At 69.4% G+C, this 25,368-nt stretch carries 20 protein-coding genes and 2 pseudogenes; 11 read left to right on the forward strand and 11 right to left on the reverse strand.

Features of this window, described 5'->3' with window-relative positions; translation table 11 throughout:
* Positions 1-49: 49 nt before the first annotated feature.
* From CFK38_RS17125 to CFK38_RS07650, 5 genes are all read left to right on the forward strand, one after another.
* Positions 50-811, forward strand: coding sequence for a restriction endonuclease subunit S domain-containing protein (locus tag CFK38_RS17125; RefSeq protein ID WP_157773406.1), 762 nt, complete (start codon positions 50-52; stop codon positions 809-811).
* A gap of 1 nt (position 812) precedes the next feature.
* Complete coding sequence (locus CFK38_RS07630) at positions 813-4,025, forward strand: type I restriction endonuclease subunit R (protein WP_096802538.1); 3,213 nt, start codon at positions 813-815, stop codon at positions 4,023-4,025.
* Positions 4,026-4,323: 298 nt separating this feature from the next.
* Complete coding sequence (locus tag CFK38_RS07640; protein WP_096802540.1) at positions 4,324-4,692, forward strand: DUF3800 domain-containing protein; 369 nt, start codon at positions 4,324-4,326, stop codon at positions 4,690-4,692.
* 83 nt (positions 4,693-4,775) lie between these two features.
* Positions 4,776-5,201, forward strand: coding sequence for a hypothetical protein (locus tag CFK38_RS17130; RefSeq protein WP_157773407.1), 426 nt, complete (start codon positions 4,776-4,778; stop codon positions 5,199-5,201).
* 209 nt (positions 5,202-5,410) lie between these two features.
* On the forward strand, positions 5,411-6,334 hold the full coding sequence (locus CFK38_RS07650) for an NADP-dependent oxidoreductase (RefSeq protein WP_096802542.1): 924 nt from the start codon (positions 5,411-5,413) through the stop codon (positions 6,332-6,334).
* 96 nt (positions 6,335-6,430) lie between these two features.
* Here the strand turns inward: CFK38_RS07650 and CFK38_RS17755 are convergent, their stop codons facing one another.
* The 6 genes and pseudogenes from CFK38_RS17755 to CFK38_RS07670 form a co-directional block, all read right to left on the reverse strand.
* Complete coding sequence (locus CFK38_RS17755; RefSeq protein ID WP_275542290.1) at positions 6,431-6,544, reverse strand: hypothetical protein; 114 nt, start codon at positions 6,542-6,544, stop codon at positions 6,431-6,433.
* A gap of 151 nt (positions 6,545-6,695) precedes the next feature.
* A pseudogene (locus tag CFK38_RS17760) lies at positions 6,696-6,818 on the reverse strand (aldehyde dehydrogenase family protein); the annotation flags it as partial.
* Positions 6,819-7,232: 414 nt separating this feature from the next.
* Complete coding sequence (locus tag CFK38_RS17135) at positions 7,233-7,634, reverse strand: hypothetical protein (protein ID WP_157773408.1); 402 nt, start codon at positions 7,632-7,634, stop codon at positions 7,233-7,235.
* A gap of 149 nt (positions 7,635-7,783) precedes the next feature.
* Positions 7,784-9,682: a hypothetical protein gene (locus CFK38_RS07660; protein WP_096802543.1), complete on the reverse strand. Its 1,899-nt coding sequence runs from the start codon at positions 9,680-9,682 to the stop codon at positions 7,784-7,786.
* Between the two features lie 790 nt (positions 9,683-10,472).
* Positions 10,473-10,661, reverse strand: coding sequence for a hypothetical protein (locus CFK38_RS07665; protein ID WP_096802544.1), 189 nt, complete (start codon positions 10,659-10,661; stop codon positions 10,473-10,475).
* A 38-nt stretch (positions 10,662-10,699) separates the two neighbouring features.
* On the reverse strand, positions 10,700-12,151 hold the full coding sequence (locus CFK38_RS07670) for an MDR family MFS transporter (RefSeq protein WP_096802545.1): 1,452 nt from the start codon (positions 12,149-12,151) through the stop codon (positions 10,700-10,702).
* A 169-nt stretch (positions 12,152-12,320) separates the two neighbouring features.
* Here CFK38_RS07670 and CFK38_RS07675 point away from each other — a divergent pair, with 169 nt between their 5' ends.
* The 3 genes from CFK38_RS07675 to CFK38_RS07685 all read left to right on the forward strand — a co-directional run bounded on the left by CFK38_RS07675 (position 12,321) and on the right by CFK38_RS07685 (position 15,011).
* Positions 12,321-13,379 carry a tellurite resistance/C4-dicarboxylate transporter family protein gene (locus tag CFK38_RS07675; RefSeq protein ID WP_096802546.1) on the forward strand — a complete coding sequence of 353 codons (1,059 nt, stop codon included), beginning with the start codon at positions 12,321-12,323 and terminating at the stop codon, positions 13,377-13,379.
* 178 nt (positions 13,380-13,557) lie between these two features.
* A complete protein-coding gene (locus tag CFK38_RS07680) occupies positions 13,558-14,244 on the forward strand; it encodes a dihydrofolate reductase family protein (RefSeq protein ID WP_096802547.1) in 687 nt (228 codons plus the stop codon).
* Positions 14,241-15,011: a DUF899 family protein gene (locus CFK38_RS07685; RefSeq protein ID WP_096802548.1), complete on the forward strand. Its 771-nt coding sequence runs from the start codon at positions 14,241-14,243 to the stop codon at positions 15,009-15,011. The genes CFK38_RS07680 and CFK38_RS07685 overlap by 4 nt, the downstream gene beginning before the upstream one ends.
* Before the next feature lie 86 nt (positions 15,012-15,097).
* On the opposite strand, the gene CFK38_RS07690 is transcribed toward CFK38_RS07685, so the two are convergent.
* Positions 15,098-15,415, reverse strand: a complete 318-nt coding sequence (locus tag CFK38_RS07690; RefSeq protein ID WP_096802549.1) for a DUF2249 domain-containing protein — start codon at positions 15,413-15,415, stop codon at positions 15,098-15,100.
* Between the two features lie 74 nt (positions 15,416-15,489).
* Here CFK38_RS07690 and CFK38_RS07695 point away from each other — a divergent pair, with 74 nt between their 5' ends.
* Together CFK38_RS07695 and CFK38_RS17575 are read left to right on the forward strand one after the other, a co-directional pair.
* Positions 15,490-16,182: a helix-turn-helix transcriptional regulator gene (locus tag CFK38_RS07695; RefSeq protein WP_096802550.1), complete on the forward strand. Its 693-nt coding sequence runs from the start codon at positions 15,490-15,492 to the stop codon at positions 16,180-16,182.
* An 857-nt stretch (positions 16,183-17,039) separates the two neighbouring features.
* A pseudogene (locus CFK38_RS17575) lies at positions 17,040-18,386 on the forward strand (cupredoxin domain-containing protein); the annotation flags it as partial.
* Between the two features lie 482 nt (positions 18,387-18,868).
* Here the strand turns inward: CFK38_RS17575 and CFK38_RS07705 are convergent.
* From CFK38_RS07705 to CFK38_RS07720, 4 genes are all read right to left on the reverse strand, one after another.
* Positions 18,869-19,189 (reverse strand): putative quinol monooxygenase, encoded by a 321-nt coding sequence (locus tag CFK38_RS07705; RefSeq protein ID WP_096802551.1) that lies wholly within the window; start codon positions 19,187-19,189, stop codon positions 18,869-18,871.
* Positions 19,190-19,213: 24 nt separating this feature from the next.
* On the reverse strand, positions 19,214-19,993 hold the full coding sequence (locus CFK38_RS07710; RefSeq protein ID WP_096802552.1) for a SurA N-terminal domain-containing protein: 780 nt from the start codon (positions 19,991-19,993) through the stop codon (positions 19,214-19,216).
* 106 nt (positions 19,994-20,099) lie between these two features.
* Entirely contained in the window at positions 20,100-21,311 is a 1,212-nt protein-coding gene (locus tag CFK38_RS07715) for a flavin-containing monooxygenase (RefSeq protein WP_096802553.1), read from the reverse strand.
* A complete protein-coding gene (locus CFK38_RS07720; RefSeq protein WP_096802554.1) occupies positions 21,308-22,381 on the reverse strand; it encodes a class I SAM-dependent methyltransferase in 1,074 nt (357 codons plus the stop codon). The genes CFK38_RS07715 and CFK38_RS07720 overlap by 4 nt, the downstream gene beginning before the upstream one ends.
* Before the next feature lie 93 nt (positions 22,382-22,474).
* Between CFK38_RS07720 and CFK38_RS17765 the strand changes: the two genes are divergently transcribed.
* Entirely contained in the window at positions 22,475-25,345 is a 2,871-nt protein-coding gene (locus CFK38_RS17765) for an AfsR/SARP family transcriptional regulator (protein WP_096802555.1), read from the forward strand.
* The last annotated feature ends 23 nt before the right edge of the window (positions 25,346-25,368 follow it).

Genomic DNA, 25,368 nt, shown 5'->3' on the forward strand with positions numbered 1-25,368 from the left:
TCGTGGCCCGAGATTTCGTGCGTACTGCAGAAATTTGGGAACAGGAACCATGAACCTTGATCTCTCGCAGAAGAATTTTCTGTCTTATGAGTTTGAATTACCTGAGCTCTCGTCCCAATCTGCGGTAGTCCAACTCCTTGGTGACCTCGATGACAAGGTAGTCGGGAACAGGGGACTGGTGGCGTCCTTGGATACTCTCCGCAAACAAATTTGGGCGAGAGTGTCTCGAGTAGATGCAGAGTCGACGCTCTCGTCGCACGCGCAATTCGTGAATGGTGGCGCCTATACGAAAGATGCTACCGGGAAAGGGAGAGTTGTCGTCCGGATCGCGGAGCTCAATAACGGTATCGGATCATCGACGGTTTACAACGATTTGGACGTACCGGACAAGCAAGTCGCGCGCGCCGGTGACCTGCTAATGTCGTGGTCTGGTTCCCTGACCGCAGTTCGCTGGTACCGCGACGATGCCATCGTTAACCAGCACATCTTCAAGGTCATCCCGAACGGTGGTACGCATGTATGGGCCGTTGCCTGCGCGATTGAAACGAAACTTGATCAGTTTCGCGAGATTGCCGCTGGTAAGGCGACGACGATGGGGCATATCAAGCGTGCAGATTTGGATGCTCCAGTTGCGTGGCCCGAGATCAGTGATCGCCTGAACGATGCAGGAAAAGCGCTGTGGGAGCGGGCACTCGCGGCCGAGAAGGAGAATCAGATCCTCGCCGCCACCCGCGACGAGCTTCTCCCGCTCCTGATGTCCGGCAAGATCACCGTCAAGGATGCCGAGAAGTCCGTCGAAGGAGTGCTCTGACATGTCGTCCCACACCGGCGAAGACGCCTGGGAGCAGCTCGTCATCGATCGGATGGCCGAGCTGGATTGGCGGTTCACGCCCGGCGCGGAGGTCGCGCCGGGCTCGGGGGAGCGGGAGTCCTGGCAGGACATCGTGCTGCGCGGCACGCTCGATCGGGCGCTGAAGAACCTCAACCCCGAGGTGCCGGGGGAGTACCTGCAGCAGGCCGCCGCCGAGGTGCTTGCCCCGCAGTCGCAGGACGCGATCACTGAGAACCATCGCCTTCACGAGATCCTCCGGGACGGCTACCGCGGCATCACCTATGTGGACCATGACGGGCGCGAGCGCACTCCGGTGATCCGCTTCCTCTCCGGTGACCCGGCAGTGAACAGCTACCGGGTGGTGAATCAGGTGACCCTGCGGCGCGGTCAGGTGGAGCGTCGCTTCGACGTGATCGCCTATGTGAACGGTCTGCCGCTGGCGATCATGGAGCTCAAGCAGGCCGGCAGCCGGGCCGCAACGGCCGAGGCCGCGTTCAACCAGCTGCAGACCTATGTCACCGAGCTGCCGATGGCGTTCCGCTTCGCAGCTTTCGTGGTCGCCACCGACGGCATCAACGCGCGGTACGGCACGGCGTTCACGCCGTGGAACCACTTCGCGTCCTGGAACGTCGATGACGATGGTCGCCCCGTCGCGATCGGCGAGCCGGGACCGGACGGTGAGATCCTCACCGAGATCGACTGGACGCTGAACGGCCTGTTCAACCTTGAACGCTTTGGGCAGCTGCTGCACGACTTCGTCGCCTTCGACGAGGACGCCGGTGGGCTCAGTAAGCGCATCGCCAAACCGCACCAGTATTTCGCGGTCACCAAGGCCGTCGGCTCCACCATCAGCGCCGTCCGCTCCGACGGGAAGATCGGTGTGGTCTGGCACACCCAGGGCTCCGGCAAGTCCATGGAGATGGAGCTGTACACCGCGAAGGTGATGGGCCACCCGCAGCTGGCGAACCCCACCATCGTCGTCCTCACCGACCGCACCGAGCTGGACACCCAGCTGTTCGACGGGTTCCAGCGCTCCACGCTGCTGCCCGAGCAGCCACGCCAGGTCGGCTCCCGCGAGGAGCTGCGCAGCCAGCTCAGCCAGCGCCGCACCGGCGGGATCTACTTCACCACCCTGCAGAAGTTCGGCCGCTCCCAGGCCGAACGGGAAGCGGGCACCGCCCACCCCCTGCTCTCGGACCGTCGCAACATCATCGTCATCGCCGATGAGGCCCATCGCAGCCACTACGGAGACCTCGACGGCTACGCCCGCCACCTGCGCAGCGCCCTGCCCAACGCCGCGCTGATCGCCTTCACCGGCACCCCCATCCGGGAGGCGGACCGCGACACCCGCGAGGTGTTCGGCGCCGACATCGACGTGTACGACCTGCGCCGCGCCGTGGAGGACAACGCCACCGTCCCCGTCTACTTCGAGCCCCGACTGATCCAGCTCGCCCGGCTCGCCGACCTCGACGACGACGCGATCGACGACGCCGCCGAGGAGGCCACCACCGGGCTGGACGAGGTGGACAAGCAGCGCCTGCAGCAGTCCGTCGCCGTGCTCGAAGCCCTCTACGGCGCGCCCGACCGGCTCGCCACCCTCGCGGCGGACTTCGTCGCCCACTGGGAGCAGCGCCGCGAGAACCTGCGCCCCATGATCGAGGGCCCCGGCAAGGCCATGATCGTCACCGCCACCCGCTCCATCGCCGCGCGGCTGTACGAGGAGATCGTCGCACTGCGCCCGGACTGGCACGACGACTCCGATGCGAAGGGCAAGATCAAGGTCGTCTACACCGCGAACCCCTCGGACCCCGCGCAGATCAAAACCCATATGCGCCGGCCCGGTGCGATCGCCGCCGTCAAGCAGCGGGTCAAGGACCCCAGCGACGAACTCGAGATCGTGATCGTCAAGGACATGATGCTCACCGGGTTCGACGCCCCGGCCCTGCACACCCTGTACCTGGACCGCAGCATCAAGGGCGCCCTGCTCATGCAGACCCTCGCCCGCGTGAACCGCACCTTCAAGGGCAAGCAGGACGGGCTGCTGGTCGCCTACGCCCCGCTGCTGGAGAACCTCAACGCCGCACTGCGCGAGTTCACCCACGAGGTCGACCCCACCGACCCCTCCGCGGGCCGGCGCGACGTGGACGAGGCCGCCCAGCTGGTCCATTCGCTCGTCGGCTCCCTGCGGGAGATCGTCACCCTCGACTGGAGGGCGATCCAGAACTCGGATGTGCGCCGAGGACATATCGACGCCGTCACCGCGACCGCCAACTTCCTGCGCTCTCCGCTCACCGAGGGGAACACGGACCCGGAAGATCCGGACGTTCGTCCGCTCGCTGACGCGTTCCGCAGCCTCTCGGCGAAGCTCGACCGGGCCTGGGCGCTCGCCGCCGGGCACGCCGACATCCAACCGCTGCTGCCCGAGGTGCAGTTCTACAAGGAGGTGCGGGTATGGATGGCGAAGTACGACGCCCGTGACCGCCTCTCCCGCGGTGAACCGGTCTCCGACGAGGTACGGCGACTGCTCGGCGAGCTGCTGGTGGACTCCGCCGAGAGCACCGGCGTAGTGGACATCTACCAGGAGGCCGGGCTCGACCTCCAGCGACTGGACGCGATCACCCCGGGTTGGGTCGAGGAGGCGAAGAAACCCTCGAAGTCCCAACTCGCGATCGAGGCGCTGAAGGCCACGATCCTCGAGGAAGCCGCCCAGGTGACCCGCGGCAACCAGGTGCGTTCGACACTGTTCTCCGACCGGATCAACGAGCTGATGCTGAAGTACACCAACAAGCAGCTCACCGCCGCGGAGATCATCACCCAGCTGATCGAGATGGCCCAGGAGGTCAGCGCCGAAGCGAGCCGAGGTGAGCGATTCAGCCCCCCGCTCGGCACCGACGAACTCTCCGTCTATGACGTGATCGCTCAGAACCCATCGGCTCTGGACGTGATGGGGGACGACACCCTCGCCCAGATCGCCCGCGATCTGGTGAGGATCATGCAACGGGACATCCGCACCGACTGGACCGTGCGCGATGACGTCAAGGCCAAGATGCGCTCCTCGATCAAACGGCTGCTGCGCAAGTACAAGTACCCGCCGGACCAGCAGCCCCAGGCGATCGTGAGTGTCATGCACCAGATGGAGTCGCTCGCGCCGCGCTACGCCGAGCGGCACGATGTGGGTCGCGCTGGTAGCTGACTACTTCGTCTACATGGACGAGACGGGGACTCTCGATTTCGGACCCCCGCGGAGCCCGACCGAGTCGCCCTACTTCGGATTCGGCTCGGTGATCTTCCCCGGGGAGCACTCCGAGGCGATACGGGACGGCCATGCGCCCCGTGCATCGCTCGAATCTCGCGGAGTCAGGATCCCGTCCCAGTTCCATGCCAAGAACGACTCGTGGAGCACCCGTGGAGACGTCTACGCTGTCATCGCAGGGCAGAAGCCGCGCTTCGATTCGACGCTGCCGTGAAAACAGAACGCGTAACCGAGAGTCGTGGCCGGGGGCAAGCCACGTCTGTACAAGATCGCGCTCTTCCTGCATCTGAGGTTTCTTTGCGAGAAGGTCTTCGCCCGCGAGGATCGGCTCTATGTCGTGGTCGCGACGATCGGGACCAAGGCGATGAGGAGCGCAGCCTCAGCTGCCGTCGACGACGTCGCGGCACAGATGCCGCAGGACGTGACAGCGTGCTTCTGGGACTCATCCTCGACGTGGGGTCTTCAGGTAGCTGACTACCTGCTCTGGGCGAGGCAGCGAGTTCTTCAGGGGAAGGCCGTGAACGTCTACGAGACTCATGTCGCGCCGCTGGTCGAGTCCACGTTCTTTCCCTGGGGACGCACGGAAGACAGCCCGCTGGACACCTGAGAATGGGAGATGCCAGCTATCCGGAACCCCGGAAGAGGATCCCTGACCCTCTTGTCGCTGGCACCTACATTGTATCAGCCCGGGTGGCCGAGAGCGGTCAGGGCTACGGCTCCTGGGAGACCTCGCAGGCCGAGGCCTGCTCAGGGCCCGGGTATGTCGCGCCCGTCGCCCTGATCATCTCGGGAATCCGGTCGCGCGAGGGCGTCCCGCACGATGTCGACGACCTCGTCCGGGGAATCGACGTCGTGCAGCGTCGGTGCCGGCTGATCGGGGATGCCGACGATCCACCGCCCGGCGGCGTCATCGGCCGCCCGCGCGACGATCAGCGTGTCGCCGGCCGGTCGCCGGATCCACAGGAGCGGACGTTGCTCGTCGGGTGTGATCGCGTCGGCGAGTTCCGGGAGCGCAGCGATGAGCGCTCGCTGGATGTGTCCGCGCTCGAGCCAGTCACCGAAGGCGTCGGCGATATCGTGGGTGAAGAACATGGGGTCCCTTTCCAGCAGCCCTGATCCTGCAGCGAGGCCCGCCGTGGGCTGCCGCGAGAACGGTGATCGTGGATCGCATGCCGCGCATACGAGTCATAGTGAAAGGATGCGGTCACGCTCTGACACGACGGGTGCGAGATTTCGATAAACCTCCTTATCAGTTCGCCGTGCGCGCTGATACCGCATGGAGCGCTGTCGGGAATTCATCGCGGCCCCGCCGCGTTGACCCCGCCATGCGTGCAATGACCTATTCCGAGTACGGCGACCCCTCCACCCTCGAGCTCACCGACGCCCCGCTGCCGAAGGTCAGCCCGGGCGCGGTGCTGATCCGGGTGGAGCGCGCCGCCGTCAATCCCGTCGACTGGAAGGTGATGAGCGGGGGCCTGGATGCCCTGATGGACGCGGTCTTCCCGATCATCCCGGGCTGGGACGTGGCCGGCGTGGTCGAGGCCGTCGGCCCCGACACCCCCGAGTTCGCCGCCGGTGACCGCGTCGCCTCCTACGGCCGCAAGGATGTCCTGCACGGCGGCACCTTCGCCGAGTACGTGGCGCTGCCCGCGACCTCCGTCGCCACGATCCCGGACGGTGTCGGGTTCGACGCCGCCGCGGGCCTGCCCCTGACCGGCCTGACCGCCCTGCGCAGCCTCGAGACCCTGGAGCTGACCGGGCAGGACACACTGCTCATCCATGCCGCCTCCGGCGGGGTGGGTCACCTCGCCGCCCAGCTCGCCCGCGCACGGGGCGCAGCCGTCATCGGCACGGCCTCCCCTCGCCACCACGAGAAGCTGCAGGCGATCGGTGTCACTCCGGTGGCCTACGGGGAGGGCCTGGTCGAGCGGGTGCGTGAGCTCGCTCCGGAGGGCGTGAGCGCGGTCGCGGACTTCGTCGGCGGCGTGCGGGAGGAGACCCTCGCCCTGCTGACCGAGGGTGGCCGACACGTCTCGATCGCCGACCCCTCCGTCGAGGAGGCCGGCGGCCGCTGGGTGTGGGTGCGGCCGGACGGAGCCCGGCTGAGCACCCTGCTGGAGAAGCTCGCCGCCGGCAGCCTTCACGTGGACATCGACCGGACCTTCGGCCTCACCGAGGCGGCGACGGCCTTCAGGACGAGCATGGAGGGCGCGGCCAGCGGCAAGCTCCTCATCGATCCGAGCCGCTGAGCCGTCGGGAGATGAGGACGGGCCCGAACCTGCGGCCCGCCCGAGGAACCGGGCCAGAGGCCGGCCCGCCGGATCATGTGCTGCGGGCGTCGCGGATCAGATCCGCCGCGCGCTCGCCTCCTGCTCGGTGGCGAAGGTCTCGACGGTGATGACGGGACCGAAGCCTTCCTCGACCGCGGCGGGATCGTCCGGGCGGCACCGGTCCAGCACGGTCGGGGCGAAGAGGCAGCCCTGCGCATGCTCCGGGCCGCCTCACTGCCCGCCGGTGCGCAGCCGGGCACCGGCTTGGATCCCGCGGTCCGTAGTCGGTGACCCTGTCGCGGTGTTCCGTCGAGATCAACGGATCGGTCTCCGTTTGCTCATCCAGCGGGTCGCCCATCACGATCCGGTCGGCGCGGGCCACCAGGTCGTCGACGAACCGCTCGGCGATGGTGTCCTGCACGATCAGGGGCGTGCCCGCGGTGCACAGCAGACCGGAATCCATGAAACCGGCGTTGAGCGCGTTGTCGAGCGCGGCCTCGTACAGGCAGTGGTCGCTTCGTCGGGAGGCCCACCAGTCCACGCAGGTTCAATGGGATGCTCTCGACCCCAGCGTGCAGGGGGTCATTCGCACGAACCCTCCACAGTGCGTACCCGGTGCTCCCGTGCCCGAACCCAAGGTTGCGCGAACCCCTGGGCCGGGCCCGTCACCAGCGCCGTCGGAGACCCTGTACCACCAGCGGGCACGCAGGACAGCCAAGCGTCCGCGGGATCGTGACTACGGGGGATGAGGCTGTCGCGGGGCTGCGCCCGTTGCCTTCGAGACCGGTGGTGATGCCTCATCGCAGTAGATCAGACAAGTGCCTTCCCGCTCGTAGTGAAGGACAGGGTACTTCGGATGGATCGTTAAGAAATCATCTCAGACGCCGTCGTATACCAAGAGAATCTGCACGGCGGTGACACGCTCGTCTGAACTGAGATCATGATCGCGCGAATCCAGAACAAAATCCTTCCATTGTGCGCCTTCGCCTCCGAATATCGTAGCCCAATGGGTAGCTTCCAACCTCGAGTCAAATTGCATGTATACCCCGTACCGGGTCTCCCATGCTTCCGAGCAGCTTATCTCGTTGGCGCAGTACTCCCCAGTCACATCTTTCACTTCGCCGAGGGCCGGCTGATTCAAAACAAGGTGCTCAACTCTCACGCTCGGGAAAAAATACGACCTAACCCCAAGGGCTATAGCAACTACTGCGACGAGTGCGAAACCGATCGCAAAAAATGCCTTTCGATGATCCCCGCGGCTCCGCTTAGCGGTTTCCATTGCCTAAGCCTCCTCCATGGTGAATTCTGCGGCATACTCTAGGGAGCTATCAACCTGTATTGCCTACTTCAGCAGCCCGAGGGGCTCAGCGCCCATTGGTCGTCCTCCAGCTGCAATGATGGAGGTCCGAGGCGTCATAGCGGCATCACTCAATTGGTCTTGGTATTGGTCAGATGTACGCCCATGTATCCGATGTAGGCCCTGGTGGTCGGACCTTCTTTGCCTACTGCGTAGTACAGACGCGGGGCGTTCTGGTCCCGGTGTGTCGGAGCGAAGTGCGTGGCCATGAAGAGCTGGCCCGAAGGATCGAGTGACTTTGGTACCGGGAAGGTTCGCTCTCGCCGGAGCTTCTTGTTGTTCTGGACGGTCTGGCTCTCGTTGGCGCGATGGCGCTGGCCCGGGCACTTCCGGCCTCTGGCAGCGTCGGACTTCAAGTACATGTGGACGTTCCCCTCGAAGCCCTGCTCGTCGACCGCGATCGCATAATCCCGGAGCACGAGGACGTACTCCCAGAAAGACGTCGCGTACAGGCTGCTCTTGTCGATGGCGTCTATCGCGTCCGCGTCATCGATCGCGCGGGTCGGATCCGTGAGGGTCACGTGCTTCCGGACCTCGCTGAACTCCGAGCCGCCGGTGAGGCGCTCGATGATCGCCATGACATTGACCGGGTCGGTTTCCCACAACTCATTAGGGGTCTCGACGAACTCAAAGCGATCTTCCCGTTCGGAGCGCCAGAGCTCGAGCGCCCGGGTCTTTTTCTCCGCAGCCTGGCGGTCTTCCTCTGTGATTGCGCGCTCGAACTGCTCGGCCTCAAGCCGCTGCTTGAGGTCAGTCACACGGTCCTCGAGCCTCTCGCGTTCGACCTGCAGCTTGGTAGCCATCGCAGCAGAGGTACGTGCTGCCGTCTCGTTCCGATCGAATCGTTCGGCGATAGTCTGCAGCGCCTGTTCGTCGACCTTGTCGCGTCCGACTATCCGTTGGATCAAGGCGCGTAGCCCCTCGTACCACGGAGCGCGCGTTTCGGGCAGAGTAGTTGGCTCGGTGTCCCGCTGCGGGGCCTCAGCGGTGATGGACGGTTCAGCGACTGCTGTCGGTGACTGATGCGGGGCCTGCTCGACAGTTGGCGTTTCGGCCGCCGCGATCTGTTGACGCTGGAGAATCCTCACCGTGCGAGTGAGCTCCGCTGGAAGATCTCGCTCCAGGAGCGACAGCCTCGGGGTAATCGAGACCAGACGTTTAGTGCGCTCGTCGAACTTGAGGTGATCTCCGAGCCCCGTGAGGATAGTCTGCGCCGTGAGCATTCGGTGCCTCCGGGCGTCAGCCGGGTCGGTCAGATCGACCTGTGGGGTGAACGTTCGAATTGCCCCCGCCGGGATCGCGTGGGCCTGTCCCAGCTGTTCGTTGAGCCGTGTGTGGGCGTCGGCGTCGAGAACGAAGAAGGACGCGCAGCCGAGGGTGTCTCGCGTGAGGGAGTCAACGGCCCTTGCCCAGCTTTCGCTGTCCACCCCGGGGATCGGGGCGGCAACCACGATCGAGATGTTCCGGTGGGCGTCCTCGATGTAACCCAGCAGCTCGTCCGTGTCGTCCCCGCGTGTAGTTCGCGGGCCAGCGAGAATCGGGACACTCGCATCCCGGGCTTCGTTCGTCTCGAGAGTGTTGCGAACGATCCGCGGGGTCGCCGGCTTTAAGGGAGTGCCATTGTTCGCTCGCTCTCCTTCACTTTCGAACCACAGCACCTGACGGTACTTTCGCGAGTCTGGGTTGGACATCGCGTAGACGCGGGTCGTCCAGATCCCATGAGAGTTCTCCTCGACGTACTCGAGCGAGGCACGCCGCAGATTGTCACCGTTGCTGACGTGCTCGACGACAGTCAACGTGTTCCGGGGGCCCAGATGGTGCTCGCCTTCGCCTTCCCACTCCGTCGTCTCGAGTCCGCTGTTGCCCTTGCGTGCCTTGTCAGTGAGCCAGCCGCGCAGCTGTACCTCCGCCACGCGGAGCGCGTCTTCGCGGTCGTCGAGCTGCAGAATCGATCGGTAGCCGATGGTCATGGGGAATGTCCTTCTCGTCGGTGAGCGAGGAAACTGATCTCTTCATCTTCGCCGACGTCTATGACAGATGAGCGAGATGTCCTGAAATCGAGGAGGGGTTGCGGCTGAGCGCGAGGTGCGGGCCCGTGCATGAGCCGCACCGACCCGGTGCAGGGCTCTACGTGATGGGTCGCTGAGCACCGCTACAGTCTGATCATGGCTGACTCGTCTCCAGCGGCGAAGCTAATCCTCGACCCGGTAGATCCCACCCCCGCAGCCCACGTCGAGTTCGCTCCTGCGTCTCCCGGCATCTACGGCTGGTGGTTCAGGCGCGGTGCCCTCGACGTGCCCGAGGCCGACTACCGGTGCCGTGATGAGTACGAGCTGCTCTACATCGGCATCATGCGCTGGCCGGTGGCTGTGAGGCCGAGTCCGTCCAAGCCGCAGAAAGCATCGAGATCAGGGGCCGAGAAGGTAGCGTTAGACATGTCGAGGTCTTCCAGATGGCGAGCGTCAGAACTTCCATCATCGGGAGACCTCGACGTCTATCCCCGCACCGACGCGCCGACCCCGCCACCGGCTGAACAGTGCGCAGTCCTGTTGACTCGGAAGGATTCCAGGCCCCAGGCCCCAGGCCCCAGGCCCCAGGCCCCAGGCCCCAAGCCCCAGGTGCCTGCGCCGATTGCGCCAAGGGCGTGGCAGGAGAACTGCTGTCGCATGCTCTTCGTGGAGAGGGGCTGAGTCCTGACCTTGCCTCCCCTTGCCAAAGCTCCATGCCGACCATTCGTATTGAGAATCCCCTGACCTGCTATCACCCCACCTGCGCCTGGCTCGCGGTCTCGCCCGGACCGTTGGCGGCGTCGTGGAACGATGCACCCTCCTTCGGCGCTCCCGGTGGCACCAGCTGGGCGTCGCACACAGGACGATAGAATACAGAGGCGGTGCCGTGCTCCAGGACGGACAGGTCGGTCCAGGTGCTGGATCCGGTGGTCCTGCTCATGAGCCCTCCCGGGATGGGGCCCTCGGTGACCGGGAAGACTACTCTTCGGGCAGAGGCACGGACTCCGGCTGCTGCGGCCGCGAGCCGCGCAGGAAGAACGAGCCGATCAGCCCCAGCACAGCGATCCCACCGGCGACGATGAACGCCACGTTCACGCCGTGGATCGGGCCCGCCATGCCGTACACCTCGGGATCCCTCGCAGCGGCGGTCATCACCGTCACCAGCACGCCGGTGCCCACGGACGCGGCGACCTGGCGCATCGTGTTGTTCACCGCGGTGCCGTGCGGGATCATCCGCTGCGGCAGCTGGTTCAGCGCCGCCGTGGTCACCGGCATCATCACCATCGCGGTGCCCAGCATCCGCACCGCGTTGACGACGGCGATGTACGTGAAGGTGGTGTCCACGCTCAACTGGGCCAGCAGGAAGCTGGTGACCGCCAGGAGCGCGAAACCGATGATCGCGAGCGCCGAGGCCCCGAAGCGGTCGAAGATCCGCCCGGTCACCGGGGACATGACGCCCATGATGACCGCGCCCGGCAGCAGCACCAGCCCGGACTCCATGGCGCTGAAGTCACTCATGTTCTGCATGTACAGCGGGATCATCAGCATCCCCCCGACCATCGCCATGAACACCAGCATGCCCAGCACGGTGCCGAGGGCGAACATGCGGTTGGCCAGCACCCGCAGCTCCAGCAGCGGCTCCTCCAGGCGCAGCTGACGGTGCACGAACCAGACCAGGGTCAGCACGCCCACGATCAGGGGGATGATCACCTGCAGGCTGCCCCAGCCCACATTGCCCGCATTGCTGAAGCCGAACAGCAGCCCTCCGAAGGCGAAGGTGGACAGGATCAGCGAGAGCGTGTCCAGGTGCGGGTTCGTCTGCTCGGTCACGTTCTTCAGCGTGAGGTGGGCGAAGATCAGGGCACCCACGGCGATCGGCAGCATCATCACGAACAGCCAGCGCCATGACCAGTTGTCCACGATGAAGCCGGACAAGGTCGGCCCGATCGCGGGGGCGAAGGAGATCACCAGGCCGAAGGTGCCCATGGCGGTGCCGCGCTTGTGGATGGGGAAGATCGCGAACAGGATCGTCTGCATCAGCGGCATGATCATGCCGCCGGCGGCGGCCTGTACCACCCGGCCCAGCAGCAGCACCGGATAGATGGGTGCGATCGCGCAGATGATCGTCCCCAGCGTGAAGATGCCCATCGCGGCGAAGAACATCGTGCGCGTGGTGAATTTCTGGATCAGGAACGCCGTCGCCGGGATCATGATGCCGTTGACCAGCATGAACAGGGTGGTCACCCATTGGGCGGTGTTCGCGGAGATGCCGAAGTCCACCATGAACGCCGGCAGGGCGGTGTTCAGCAGGGTCTGGTTGAGGATGATGACGAACGCGCCTGCGAGCAGCACCGCCATCACCAGGATGGGGTTCACCGCAGGCTGTGTGCGGCCGCTCGCCTCCGGGGTCTCGTCGTCGGTGTGGCCCATGGTGGGATCCTCCCCCGTCTTGATCCTCGCCGGGCGGTGTCCCCGCTCATCGTGCGGCGGATGCCGCCGCGCACGAGGTTAGGTGCAAAGTTGCACTGGGTGCAAGGTCTGAGGGCTGGGATGCATGTCTCGATGCCCCAGGTCACCGTATTCATCGCACAATGGTGACGTGCCCTCCTCGACCTCGACCCCACTGACGCTGACCGCGCGCGCCGACCAGGCGCTCGCGGGGCTCGCTCCGGGCTACTTCGCACTGGTGATGGCCACCGGGATCGTGTCGGTCGGGCTGCGCACCGCCGGAGCCGCCGGCGTGGCGCGGGTGCTGCTGGGCCTCGGGGTGCTCGCCGCCGCGGTGCTGGCCGTCCTCTACATCGCGCGGTGGATCCGTCACCGGGAGCGGATGCGCAGCGACGCGAAGAATCCCGAGAGCGCCTTCGGGTACTTCACGGTCGTCGCCGCCTGCAGCGTGCTGGCCGTCGGCCTGCAGGCGGAAGGTCTGGGCATGGCCTCCGTGGTGCTGCTCGGGATCGGCGCCTCGATCTGGATCGTGCTGGGGTATGTGCTGCCCTGGCAGGTGCTGATGACCCGGGACGGGGAGCCGATCCTGGCTCGCACCAATGGCAGCTGGTTCGTCTGGTCGGTCGCCTCGCAGTCCCTGGCCGTGGGCCTGTCCGGCCTGGAGCCGGCCTCGCCCGCCTTCGCCTCGGCGCTGGGGCTGCTGACGGTGCTGTCCTGGTCCGTGGGGACGATCCTCTATGTGGGGATCGCGGTGCTGGTGATCCTGCGGATCGTGCACTTCGGGATCACGCCGCAGCAGTTCGAGCCCACCTACTGGGTGGCGATGGGGGCGCTGGCGATCGCCGTCGTCGCCGGAGCGGGGATCTACGCCATGGAGCCGGTGCCGATGGTCGACGCCGCCCGCGGGCTGATCGGCGGGACCGTGGTGCTCTTCTGGTGCTTCGCCCTGTGGCAGTACCCGCTGCTGTTCGGGGCGGGGCTGTGGCGCCACCTGATCCACCGGGTCCCGCTGCGCTACGTCCCCTCGCTGTGGTCAATGGTGTTCCCGCTGGGCATGTTCGCCGTCGCCTCGCTGCGGCTGGGCCACGTCGAGCATCTGCCGCTGGTGGAGGGGATCGGGGTGGCCGGGCTGGTGGTCGCAGTGTGCGCATGGGCCGCGGTCTTCGCCGGGATGCTGGTCACGCTGATGCGCGGGGTGCGCGGCACCTGAGGGCGGATCCGCCGAGAAGGGTCCGCGCCCGGGGCCAGGGCGCAGCGATCACGGCGTCGACATCGCAGTGCCGGGATCCGGGTGCCGGAACCATGGACGGGTGCCCCCGGACGTGCTTGGGTGAAGGGGACCGGACCTCGGCGCCTGCCGGGGCGGATTCCTCCGAGGAGCGATCGCCATGAGCGATACGAGCACGCACAGCAGTCAGGCCGCCGCGGAAGCCGCGCCGGGAGAGCTGGTGGTGGACTTCATCCTCTCACTGGACGGCTGCGCGGCCGGTGAGGGCTGGCCCGGCTGGTGGGGTCTGCAGAGTCCCGAGTACCTCGCCTGGCTGGGCGAGCAACCGGACTCCGTGACCCTGATGGGTGCCACCACATACCGACTGATGTCGCAGATGGCCGTGCAGGCCCAGCAGATCGACGTCTCCGCGGAGGAGAAGGCCAGCTTCGCGCAGATGGCCGCTCTGCCGAAGATCGTCTTCTCCTCTACTCTCGAGAAGCCGCTGTCCTGGCCGAACACCACCCTGATCAGCACCGATGCGATCGAGGCCGTGAGGGAGCTCAAACGCACCGCGACCTCGCCGCTGACCACCACCGGCAGCATCCGCCTCAGCCACTCGCTGATGAAGGCGGGCCTCGTGGACCGCTTCCGCATCGTGCTGTTCCCGGTGCTCACCGGGCGCTCCGGGCTGGAGCGGATCTGGGAGCAGTTCGAGGACTACTCCCTCGAACTCGTCGCCGCCCGCACCTTCGAGGGCGGTCTGCAGCTGCTGGAGTACGTGCCGACATACCTGCCGCGACCACCCGGATCCGCCTGGGACCGCGGCGGGAGCACCGAGAACACCAGTGGGAGCACCGAATCATGACGGATCCTTCGACGGAACCCTCCGGCCGGCCGGCCATCGTCGACATGGCATCCTGGCAAGCCGCCCGCGACCAGCTGCTGATGCGGGAGAAGGCGCACACCCGCGAGGGTGATGCGATCGCCGCCGCGCGGCGTCGGCTGCCGATGGTGGAGGTCGACGCGAGCACCCCGGTGACCGGCCCCGTCGGCCCCGTGCCGTTCCTGTCCCTGTTCGAGGGGCGCGACCGGCTCATGGTCTACCAGCACATGTGGCACGACGGCGCCCCGCACCAGGGACAGTGCGAGGGCTGCACCACCACTGCCTGGCACCTGCACGACGCCACCTACCTCCACGCCCACGGGGTCTCGCTCGCGATCCTCACCACCGGACCCTGGGAGGAGGTCCACCCCTTCACCGCATTCATGGGCTACCGCCGCGTGCCCTGGTACTCCGTGCGGGAGGCCCCCGCCCCGATCGGCGGCGACATGGGGCACCTGGCGAGCTTCCTGCGTGACGGGGACCGGGTGTTCCTCACCTACCGCACCACCGGGCGCGGCAACGAGGCGGTCAACTTCTCGATGAGCCTGCTGGACATGACGCCCTACGGTCGCAGCGAGGACTGGGAGGAGGTGCCCGACGGCTGGCCCGCCGGGCACCACGCCTGCTGGAGCTGGCGCTCCGACGCCGAGGGCACCCCCACCTGGGGAGAGGCCAGCAGGCCCCTGCCCCAATGGGCACGGCCAGGAGCGACTCCGGTCACGACGCTGGGTCGGCACGGGCAGCACTGACCTTCTGCTGCGGCCCCGCTTCCGCGGCGCCGATCCGCCCTCCTTCGGCACCGGTCCCGCGGCACCGGTCCTGGCGTGCGCAGGGTTCAGGCGGCGCGACGGATCAGGATGCGCCAGCGCTCGGGGCCCTGGTCGAGGTACTCGGTCCCATAGGCGTCCCCGTGCTTGGCCTGCAGCTGCATCAGCAGCGGCACCGGGTCGTGGGTGGCAGAGATGATCATGCCGCCGCCGGGCACCAGCGACTCGATCGCCCCGAAGATCGAGGCGTGCCGGATCGCGTGGGGGATCGTCTGCACGTCGAGCTCGGGCAGCGCTTCGTCATGCTCCCCGCAGGCGCATCCCTGCTGGGACGGCTTCTGATCGACGGCGTCCTCGCGCGAGCTCTGGATCTGGATGTCTGCCATGTCGGCTCCTGTCTGTCGTCCCCTCGGGACGATCGTGGCGGATCGGGTCCGCTGAATATATTACCTTTGATCCCGTGGAAAACATTGGCACTGGTCCCGCCGCGCAGAACGGCCCGCCGCCGCGCCGCAGCGCCGCGGGGCGCCGCCACTCGAGCGCCCGCGAGCAGGTGCTGCGCACGGTCGAGGCGCAGCGCTCCCCGGTCTCGGTCGCCGCGATCGGCCGCGCCACCGGGCTGCACGAGAACACCGTGCGCGGCCACCTGGACCAGCTGCTGGCCGACGGGCACGTCACCCGCGCCCGGGCGGCCGCCGACGGGCGCGGCCGCCCCGCCTGGCTCTGGCGTCCCACCCGGTACGGTCCCGCCTCGCCCTATGCCGCGCTCGCCGGTGTGCTGGCCGGGACCATCGCCCGCACCAGCCCCGACCCCGCCGCCACCGCCCACGAGGCCGGCCGCGGCTGGGGTGCACAGCTGGCCGCGGACCTCCCCGAGACCGCCCCGCCCGCCACGGCCCGCGATGTCGTCACCGACGCCATGGCCGCGCAGGGCTTCGCTCCCGAGGACGACGGCGAGCAGATCGTGCTGCACCGCTGCCCGCTGCTGGAGGCCGCGAGCCGCCACACCGAGGTGGTCTGCTCCGTGCACCGCGGCCTGCTCGCCGGCCTGCTCGAGGGTGCGCCCGGCCTCGACGGAGGACGGCCCGAGGTCGAGCTGCTCCCCTTCGCCGCCCCCGGGCAGTGCCAGCTGCGCCTGCGGGATGCGGGATGAGCGGCCCCGCCGCGCCGCGCCGCCGATCCCCGTCCTGGCGCCTGGCCTGGATGCTCCCGGCCGGACTCGCCCTGCTGGCCGGCCTCGACGCCGCGCTGCTGCTGATCGGACTGCCCGCCCCGGTGAGCACCGACCGGCTGCCGGTGGTGCACGGGATGCTGCTGGTGCTCGGCTTCGTCGGCACCCTGATCGCGCTGGAGCGCGCGACCGCCCTCGCCCGCTGGTACGGCTTCCTCGCCCCGGCGCTGCTGGGGCTCGGCGCGATCGCGCTGGTCGCCGATCCGGTGCCGCTGGGCGTGGGCAAGCTGCTGCTGGTCGCCGGCACCGCCGCGTTCACCCTCCTCTACCTCCCGCTGTGGCGGCGCCAGCACGACGAGGCCGTGCTCACCGAGCTGCTCGCCGCGGGACTGGCCTGCGGGGCCGCGATCCGCTGGGCCGGCGGAGCGGACTTCGCCGAGGTGCTGCCCTGGCTGATCGGCTTCGTGGTGCTCACCATCGCCGCCGAACGCGTCGAGCTCGCCCGGATCACGCTCGGCGCCGGCGCCGGCGTCCGCGTGCTGGTGCACGCAGCCGGGGTGGTGGTGGCACTGCTGGTCGGGGTGGTGTTCCCGGAGGCGGGCGCGATCCTGCTCGGTGCCGCGCTGGGCGCCCTGCTGCTGTGGCTGATCCCCCATGACATCGCGCGCCGCACCCTGCGCACCCGGGGCGCGACCCGGTTCATGGCCGCGGCGATCCTGTGCGGCTACGGATGGCTCGCCATCGCCGCCGCCGTGCTGCTGCTGGGCGGCACCCCGCAGGGCGGCGCCTACGACGCCGTCGCCCACGCAGTGTTCCTCGGCTTCACGATCTCGATGATCATGGCGCACGCGAGCACGATCCTGCCCGCTGTGCTGCGGATCGACCTGCCCTACCGCAGCGCGTTCTGGGTGCCGCTGGGGCTGCTGCAGCTCAGCCTCGCGGTGCGGCTCGGGCTCGGGGATGCGCTCGGCTGGGGCCCGGCCTGGCAGCTCGGCGGCGTCCTGGGAGTGCTCGCGCTGCTGGGGTTCCTCGCCACGGCGCTGAGCAGTGCGCTCCTGGGCCCCACGCGCGCACCGACCCGCCCGGCACCACGTCCCGCACCCGCCACGCGCGCCGCACAGACTCCGCACGCGGCGCCGAGCCCGTCGCCCGCACGTCCCACGGCAAGGGCTGCCACCGGTGCCCTCACCACGCCCGCGCCGCCCGCAGCCCCCACGGCCGTGGGGGCATCCCGCTTCGGGGGACGACGTGCCGGGGCCGCCGTCGGCGCCCTGCTGCTGGCCACCCTCACGGTCCTCACGATCGGCACCCTCCACCCGCTCGCCGGGGGCAGCGGCGCCTCCCCGGCGCCGCAGACCGCCGCCGGGGACACCGCGGACGACGAGGCGCCGGTGCAGACGGTCGCGGTGAGTGCCGCGGATCTCCGCTTCACTCCGGACCGCATCGAGGTGCCGGCCGGCACGCACCTGATCATCGAGCTGACGAACACCGATCCGGCGATGACCCACGACCTGGTCCTCGAGAACGGCGCCCGCACCGCGCGCCTCGCCCCCGGCCAGAGCGAGACCCTCGACCTCGGCGTGGTCACCGGCGACCTCGACGCCTGGTGCGGCATCGCCGGGCACCGCCAGCAGGGGATGGCGCTGAGCATCATCGCCACCGGCGGCGACCCGGGCGAGTCCCCTGCGGTCGCCGGTGCGGAGGGCGATCCTGCCGAGCATGCCCACGGCGCGGGGACACGGGGTCCCGTCCAGAAGCCCGCGATCGACCTCGCCACCGAGCCCGGTGCGGGATTCACCCCGTACGACGCCGAACTGCCTCCGCTGCCGCCGAGCGACGGCCCCGTCACTCGTGAGGTCACGCTCGCGGTCACGGAGCAGGAGGGGGAGGTCGCCCCCGGCATCACCCAGCAGCTGTGGACCTTCGGCGGCACCGCACCCGGGCCGGTGCTGCACGGCCGCGTCGGGGACGTGTTCGAGGTGACCCTGGTCAACGACGGCACCATCGGCCACTCCATCGACTTCCATGCCGGTGAGCTCGCCCCCGACGGGCCCATGCGCACGATCGCCCCGGGCGAGTCGCTGACCTTCACCTTCACCGCCGAACGGGCGGGGATCTGGATGTACCACTGCGGGACCGCACCGGTCTCCGCCCATGTGGCCTCGGGGATGTACGGCGCGGTGATCATCGAACCGGAGGACCTCCCCGCCGTGGACCGCAGCTACGTGCTCATCCAGGGCGAGTACTACCTCGGAGCACAGGGCCAGGAGCTCGATGGCGACGCGCTCGCGGAAGGAGAGCCGGACCTGGTCGTCCTCAACGGCTATGCGGCGCAGTATGTCCACGCCCCGCTGCAGGCCGCGGCCGGGGAGCGGGTGAGGTTCTGGGTGCTCGATGCGGGCCCCGAACGGCCGCTGAGCTTCCACGTGATCGGCACCCAGTTCGACACCGTGTGGAGCGAGGGCCGCTATCTGGTGGAGACCGGCTCCGGCGAGGGCTCCCAGGCGTTCGGCCTGCTGCCGGCGCAGGGCGGATTCGTCGAGCTGACCCCGCCCGAGCCCGGCCACTACCCGTTCATGTCCCATCTGCTCCGCGACGCGGAGCGCGGAGCACACGGGGTTCTCGAGGTCCGCGCCCTAGCGAGGACGCCGCAGCCTGCGCACCGTGGTCACTCCACGGTGATCTCTCCCATCGGGCCCCAGCCCTCGCTGTCGATCTGGTGGGAGATGATCTGCGGGGTTCGCTCGAGGTACTGCGGGAACTCCTCCTGCATCTTTGCGAAGTGCGGGGAGTTCACGTGCGGGCCCGCGCCCTCGTCCGTGAACGCCTCGATCAGCACGTAGGTGCTGGGCTCCTCCACGCTGCGCGACCACTCGAACCACAGGTTGCCGGGCTCGGCCAGGGTGGTCTCGGTGAACTCGCGCGAGAGCTCGGGCCACTGGTCGGCGAACTCGGGCTTCACCGGGAACTTCACGTTGATCAGGATCATGGCCCGGACCCTACGTGATCCGGATCAGAGGTTGATGGTCACCTCGCCGGCCTCGCGGAGCTCGGCGGCGATGGTGGTCGCCGCCTCGTTCTGCTGCTGGCTGACCGACTGCTGGGCCAGCTGCTCCTTGACGTCCTCGAAGGGAGGCACCTCGGCCTGCTGACCGCCGGCCTGGGACTGCTGCTCGACCAGCTGGTCGTACTGGGTCTTCAGCTCCTCGTCGCTCGGCGGCTGGATATCGGCCTCCTGCTCGACGAAGGAGGTCAGCGTGAACTGCGAGGCGGCCTCCTTGCGGATGTCCTTCTCGCTCATGCCCTGCTTCTCGAGCGCCGCGACCACCTCGTCGCCGGAGCCCAGGCCGTTCTGCTGCGCGATCTCCTCGAGGGTCGCGTCGATGTCCTCTTCGCTCGGCTCGATCCCGGCTTCCTTCGCTCCCTGGACCAGCAGACGGTTGTCCACCAGCTGGTTCGCGACCTGCTGCTTGAGCTCCGTCTGGTCCACTTCCTGGCCGGTGCTCTGCTGCTGCATCGCGGCCTGCTGGAACTGCCCCTCGTACACGGAGACGAACTCGTCCTTGGTGATCTTCTCGCCGTTGACCTCGGCGACGACGTCCGGGACGTCGGAGACATCCGCGTCGGGCAGCTGCGGCTGCCCGCCGTCGCTGGCCGCAGGCGCCTGGCCGCCCTGGTCGCTGGCGCCCGTGGGGGCGGCCTGGTCACCGCTGCATCCCGTCAGGGCGACCGCCGTCGTGAGCGTGACAGCGGCGAGCATGCGCCGGAGCGCCCGGTGGCTCGGAATCTTCACAGTGCCTCCTGAGATCGGTGGAGCGGGCGACAGTACGCCCCGGATCCGGGAGTGCGGTGCACGACCGTGCACAGTCCACTCAGGAATCCGCTTGCTGTGGCCAGTGTCACGGAATGGTAACGGTGGGGATGCCTTGCGAGGGCTCGAGCCGACGGCCCCGGGGCCGGGCACCTGCCGGGGAGCAGAGCTCCCGGGCCATGCGTCGAGCGAGCCGGGAATCGTAGCCCGTCAGTCCGGGACGCGCGACGTAGCCGAGGCACCGAAGGCCGGGCAGCAGCTCGTGGCCGCGGCCGTCGCGGGGGAGCCCTCGGACATCGAGGACCCCGAGATGCCCGATCAGCGGCGCCAGCCCCGAGGAATAACCGGTGGCCACCACGATCGCGTCCGCCTGGACGTCGGAGCCGTCGCCGAGCCGTGCCGAGTGCTCGCCGAGCTCCACCACGGCAGGCCGCACCCGGATCCGTTCCTCCCGGATCGCCTCGATCACCTCCGGATCGACCACCGCGATGCCCGCCCCACGGCGCCTCAACGAGGTCATCGCACCCTCCGTCGGGACGGGCAGCCCGTACGGGGCGAGATCCCCGACCATCGCCGCGGACAGCGAACGCAGCGCGGCATCCGCGATGGCGGCGGGGAGGTGGAGCATCAGCGGTGCGCCGAGATCCCCGGCCATCCCCCGGAACTCGCGCAGGAGCAGCGTGGGCGGGGTGCGCACCGACAGGGTCACCTCGGCGGCGCCTGCGACGGCCGCCTCGTGGGCGATCTCCATCCCGGTGCTGCCCGCCCCGACGACCAGCACGCGCCGGCCGACGAACGGGGCAGGGTCCTGATAGTGCGCGGCGTGCACGAGCTGCCCGCGGAACGGTGATCCCACCGCCCATTCGGGCCATGCGGGGGCGTTGAACGGGCCGGTCGCGACGACGACGTGCTCGGAGCGCACGGGGCCGGCGCTGGTGGCCACGACCCAGCCCTGCTCAGCGGGTTCGATGCGGGTGGCGGTGCACCCGGTGCGGACCTCGATCTCCTGCTCCCGGCAGAAGTCGCGCAGGTACCTCACGTACTGGTCGCGGGTGGGGAACCGGCCGAACGACCGCGGGAACGGATGCCCGAGCAGGGCCGAGGTGGTTCGGCTGGTGTTGAAGCGCAGGCCACGGTAGCGGGACGCCCACGCCTGGGCCACCGCGCCCCCCTTCTCCAGCACCGTGACGCGGGCGCCGCGGTGCTGGAGCTGGGCGGCGCTGCTGAGACCGGCCGGGCCGCTGCCCAGCACCGTGACGGTGGGTGGGGCGACGGTGCGAGCGGTGCGCACGGTATTCATGGTCGAGCCTCCAGAACGGTGTGGAACGGGGTGTCAGCGGCCCGGCGCACCCGGGAGAAACCGGCCGCCGCGAGCACGCGGCACACCGCGTCGGCGCCCGCCTGGCTGCCCAGGGAGGAGCCGCCGGGCTGCGACATCGCATTGGGCACGCACAGGCTGGTGGAGGCCGCGAAGCTGATCGCGGCCATCGGAATGGTCGCCACCGTGCTGTCCAGGTCATCGCCCGCGCGGGGCTCGACCACCATCACGGTGCCGTCGGGCGCGAGCGCCCGGCGGGCATGGGCCGCCGCCGCGGTGGGGTCACCGAGGTCGTGGAGCACGTCGAAGAAGGTGATGAGGCCGTACCCCGCGATGGGGTAGCCCTCGGCCGAGGCGACCTCGGCGCTCACCCGATCGCTCAGCCCCGCGTCGGAGATCCGGCGGCGAGCGACGTCGATGGAGCCGGCGTGGAGGTCGAAGCCGGTGTACTGCGAGGCCGGGAACGCCTCCGCCAGCATCAGCAGCGGCGCCGCGTGCCCGCACCCGACGTCGGCGACGCGGATGCCGCGGGCCAGCTGCTCCTCCACCCCGTCCAGGGCAGGCAGCCATTCAGGGACCAGGAACCCGCGGTAGGCGGAGCCGAAGAACCGCTCGGTGGACTCCAGGATGGTGGGGTCCTGTTCGCCCCAGGGGATCCCGGCACCGGTGCGGAACATCTCGGTGAGCCGGTCGAGCCCCCGGTGCAACCCGGTCACCAGCGGTGCCGCCCCGATCAGGCTGGCGGGCGAGTCGTCCGTGGCGAGCACGGCGGCGCGCTCGGGCGGCAGGGCGAAGGTGCCCGTGTCCGCGTCGTGGTCGACGATCCCGGCGGCGGTCTGCTGGGACAGCCATTCCCGCAGGGGGCGTTCGAGCGTCCCGCAGCGGGCGGCGAGCTGGGCGGGGGTGAGGGGTCCCGCCTCGCCGAGAGCGGCATAGAGGCCGAGGCGGTCGCCGATCACCATCATCGCGGTGGTGGCGCCGCCGCTCAGGGAGGCCGCCACCTGCTGGGCGAAGGCTTCCACGGCAGTGGGGTCGAGGTCGGTGGTGGTCATGACTGATCCTCCTGGCAGTGGTCGTGGAACCCAGACTGTGGGATCCTCCTTTCATGGACCTTTCAGCCCGCTGGCCATGGCGGGAAGGCCGCCGTGAGTGAGCTCCGCTTCCTGGTGCTGGGCCCCGTGGAGGTGCTCCTCGGGGACGAGCCCCTGCGGCTGCCGTCGGGTCACCAGCAGGCGGTCCTGGCGTGCCTGTTGGTGCACCCCGGGCAGGTGGTGAGCGGGGACCTGCTCATCGAGGCGGTCTGGCCCGGGGCCCTGCCTGCGAACCCGCGCGGGGCGCTCCACACCGTCATCTCCCGCCTGCGCAGCACTCTCGGCGAGGCCGCGATCGACTCGGCGCCAGGCGGGTACCGGCTGTGCGTGGCCTCCGGGAGGATCGACGCCCAGCGATTCGAGCAGCTGCGCCGGGAAGCGCACCGGGCCGGGCCGCCGCGGTCCCTCGAGCTCTTCGAGCAGGCCCGGGCGCTGTGGCGCGGGCCCGCCTACGGTGAGCATGCAGAGCTCGGCGCCGTCACCGCCGAGGCCGCGCGCCTGGACCGGCTCGGCAGCGACACCCTCGAGGAGCACGCCGCCGCGCTGGGGGAGTGCGGGCGGCACGGTGAGGCCGCGAGCGTGCTCGCCCAGCTGCTCGCCGCGGACCCCTTCCGAGAGCATGCCGTCGAGCTGCTGATGGGCGCCCTGCACGACGCCGGTCGACCGGCCGAGGCCCTCGAACGCTTCCGCTCCTATCGGGATCAGCTGGCCGCGGAGCTCGGTCTCGATCCCGGGCCGGCGCTGCTCGCGCTCCAGGGAAGGATCCTGGGCCGCGACCCGCCCCCGCAGCCCGCGCGCGGCACCGACCCGGGATGGTCCCGGGTCCCGCCGGTCTGGGTGGACACCTCCGGCGCGTTCCTCGGCCGGGCCCGGGAACAGCAGGAACTGGTGCACCTGGTCGGGGGGAACCGCCTGGTCACCGTCACCGGGGTCGGTGGGGTGGGCAAGACCCGCTTGGTCGCCGAGACGCTGCCCGCGCTGATGCAGAACCGGGCGGCGGTCGTGGTCGAGCTGTCCGTCGCCGTCCCGGGGCAGGTGACCGGCCGTGTGGCGCGAGCGCTCGGCCTCCGCCGTTCCCGGGCCGAGGACATCGTGGAGCTGCTGAGCCTGTCGCGGCTGCTGCTCGTCCTGGACAACTGCGAGCACGTGCGCGAGGAGGTGGCGGCGCTCGCCGCGGAGGTGGCGCGGCACTGCGCCGGGGTGCGGATCGTGGCCACCAGCCGGCATCGGCTGGAGGTCGCCGCCGAGCAGGTGCTGACCGTGGAGCCCTTCGCCGCGCCGAGCACCCCGGGGGACGAGGACCCCGCCGTCCAGCTGTTCGCGGAACGGCTCGCCCGGGTGCGTCATGCGGCCGATCTCGGGAGGCCGGTGTCCGTCCAGCGTCTCTGCCGGCGCCTGGACGGGCTCCCCCTGGCCATCGAGCTGGCGGCCTCCCGGGCGGCGACGATCGGGGTGGACGCGGTCGCGGAGCTGCTCGCGCGAGAGCCCGGGTCCGCCCTGCCCGAGCTCACTCCCATCGTGGACTGGTCCGTCCGCCTCCTCACCGCGCGACAGCGCGACCTGCTGTGCCGGCTCACGGTGTTCGCCGGGCCGTTCGACCAGGAGGCCGCGTGCGCGGTCGCACCGCACGCCGCTGCCCGCTCGGACCCTGCGCGGACCGCGACCGATCTCGCGGAGCTGGTCGCCGCCCATCTCGTGGTCCGTCGTCCCGGAGAGGAGGGCGAGGCGGAGTTCGGGATGCTGGCGATGGTGCGGGACCGCGCGATCCAGCTGCTGGAGGACTCCGGGGAGGCGGAGCGGACCAGAGAGGCGCATGCGCGCTGGGTCGCCGCCGTGATGCGACGCGGGGCACGGGACTGGATCGGCGGCGCCACGGCGGCTGCCTCGAGGCGACTGACCGGCCGCGCCCCCGACGTCGCCGTCGCTCTGCGGTGGGCGCTGCATGCCGGACATCTCGATCAGGCTGCGGAGATCGTGGTGCCGCTCAAGCTGCACATGCACTGGCTCGGCGACGTGGGCCTCGGGGATCTCGTCGTCGAGACGGCGCAGAGGTGCGCGAGCGGGTCCCCCGGCGGCACGTCGAGCGCCGTGGCCGCCGGCGCCCTGGCCTGTGCGGAGCGCGGCTCGACCGCCGCCGCCCAGCGTCTGGCACACCGTGTCCTGGCCCAGGAGCTGCCTCCCCAGGGGCAGGCGCTGGCGGGCATCGCCATGGCCGTCGCCACCTTGTACGAGGGGGACCTGACCGGGGCCGCCCACTGGTCCCGCACCGTCGCGGACCAGCCGCGCGTCGCGGTGGGACATCGCGCCGACGCCGGCGGCACCCTCACCCTCGCCCTGGTCTATGCCGGGGAGGTCGACGCAGCCCGCCGAGCGGTGCGCCTGGCCCTGCTGGGTGCGCAGGCGGCCGGGGCCGAGGCGGCGCACGCCTTCGCGCTGTATGCCGCAGGAGAGCTCGCGGTGGTGGAGGAGCCCGAGCGTGCCGCGGCGCTGCTCCGAGATGCCGCCGCACGAGCCGACGAGATCGATGCCCGGCACATCTCGCAGGTGGCGAGGCTGGCGCTGCTGGCCGTGCTGGGGCGGACCGGGGCAGGGGACGAGGCGCTGGAGATCGCCGGACCGCTGCTGCATGACATCCGGCTCGCGGGCGCCTGGCCCCAGGCCTGGACGACGGTGCGCCTGGTGGCCGAGCTGCTGCTGGCACGGCACCGCTTCCCGGATGCGGCCCTGCTGCACAGCGCCGTCGACCTCGCCACCGGGGCGCCGCCCCTGATCGCAGCGGATGTGGAGCGGGGCGTCGGCGAGCAGCTCCGGGACGCCCTCGGCGAGGACGTGCTGCACGGCATCATCCGGGTCTCCGCGGGGCTGTCCCGCACCCAGGTCCTGGATCGCGCGGCGGCCCTGGTGGCGGAGGAGCGTCGCGCCTGACGAGGCCGGCGGTGCCGTCCCGG

It is taken from the genome of Brachybacterium vulturis (assembly GCF_002407185.1).
GTDB lineage: Bacteria > Actinomycetota > Actinomycetes > Actinomycetales > Dermabacteraceae > Brachybacterium > Brachybacterium vulturis.

Excerpts from the sequence above, each read along its gene's own strand:
- CFK38_RS07705 (WP_096802551.1), bottom strand. The coding sequence starts at position 19,189 with ATGATCCTGATCAACGTGAAGTTCCCGGTGAAGCCCGAGTTCGCCGAC.
- CFK38_RS07660 (WP_096802543.1), bottom strand. The coding sequence starts at position 9,682 with ATGACCATCGGCTACCGATCGATTCTGCAGCTCGACGACCGCGAAGAC.
- CFK38_RS17125 (WP_157773406.1), top strand. The coding sequence starts at position 50 with ATGAACCTTGATCTCTCGCAGAAGAATTTTCTGTCTTATGAGTTTGAA.
- CFK38_RS07670 (WP_096802545.1), bottom strand. The coding sequence starts at position 12,151 with ATGGGCCACACCGACGACGAGACCCCGGAGGCGAGCGGCCGCACACAG.
- CFK38_RS07650 (WP_096802542.1), top strand. The coding sequence starts at position 5,411 with ATGCGTGCAATGACCTATTCCGAGTACGGCGACCCCTCCACCCTCGAG.
- CFK38_RS07715 (WP_096802553.1), bottom strand. The coding sequence starts at position 21,311 with ATGAATACCGTGCGCACCGCTCGCACCGTCGCCCCACCCACCGTCACG.
- CFK38_RS07680 (WP_096802547.1), top strand. The coding sequence starts at position 13,558 with ATGAGCGATACGAGCACGCACAGCAGTCAGGCCGCCGCGGAAGCCGCG.
- CFK38_RS07685 (WP_096802548.1), top strand. The coding sequence starts at position 14,241 with ATGACGGATCCTTCGACGGAACCCTCCGGCCGGCCGGCCATCGTCGAC.
- CFK38_RS07690 (WP_096802549.1), bottom strand. The coding sequence starts at position 15,415 with ATGGCAGACATCCAGATCCAGAGCTCGCGCGAGGACGCCGTCGATCAG.
- CFK38_RS07630 (WP_096802538.1), top strand. The coding sequence starts at position 813 with ATGTCGTCCCACACCGGCGAAGACGCCTGGGAGCAGCTCGTCATCGAT.
- CFK38_RS17135 (WP_157773408.1), bottom strand. The coding sequence starts at position 7,634 with ATGGAAACCGCTAAGCGGAGCCGCGGGGATCATCGAAAGGCATTTTTT.
- CFK38_RS07720 (WP_096802554.1), bottom strand. The coding sequence starts at position 22,381 with ATGACCACCACCGACCTCGACCCCACTGCCGTGGAAGCCTTCGCCCAG.
- CFK38_RS07665 (WP_096802544.1), bottom strand. The coding sequence starts at position 10,661 with ATGAGCAGGACCACCGGATCCAGCACCTGGACCGACCTGTCCGTCCTG.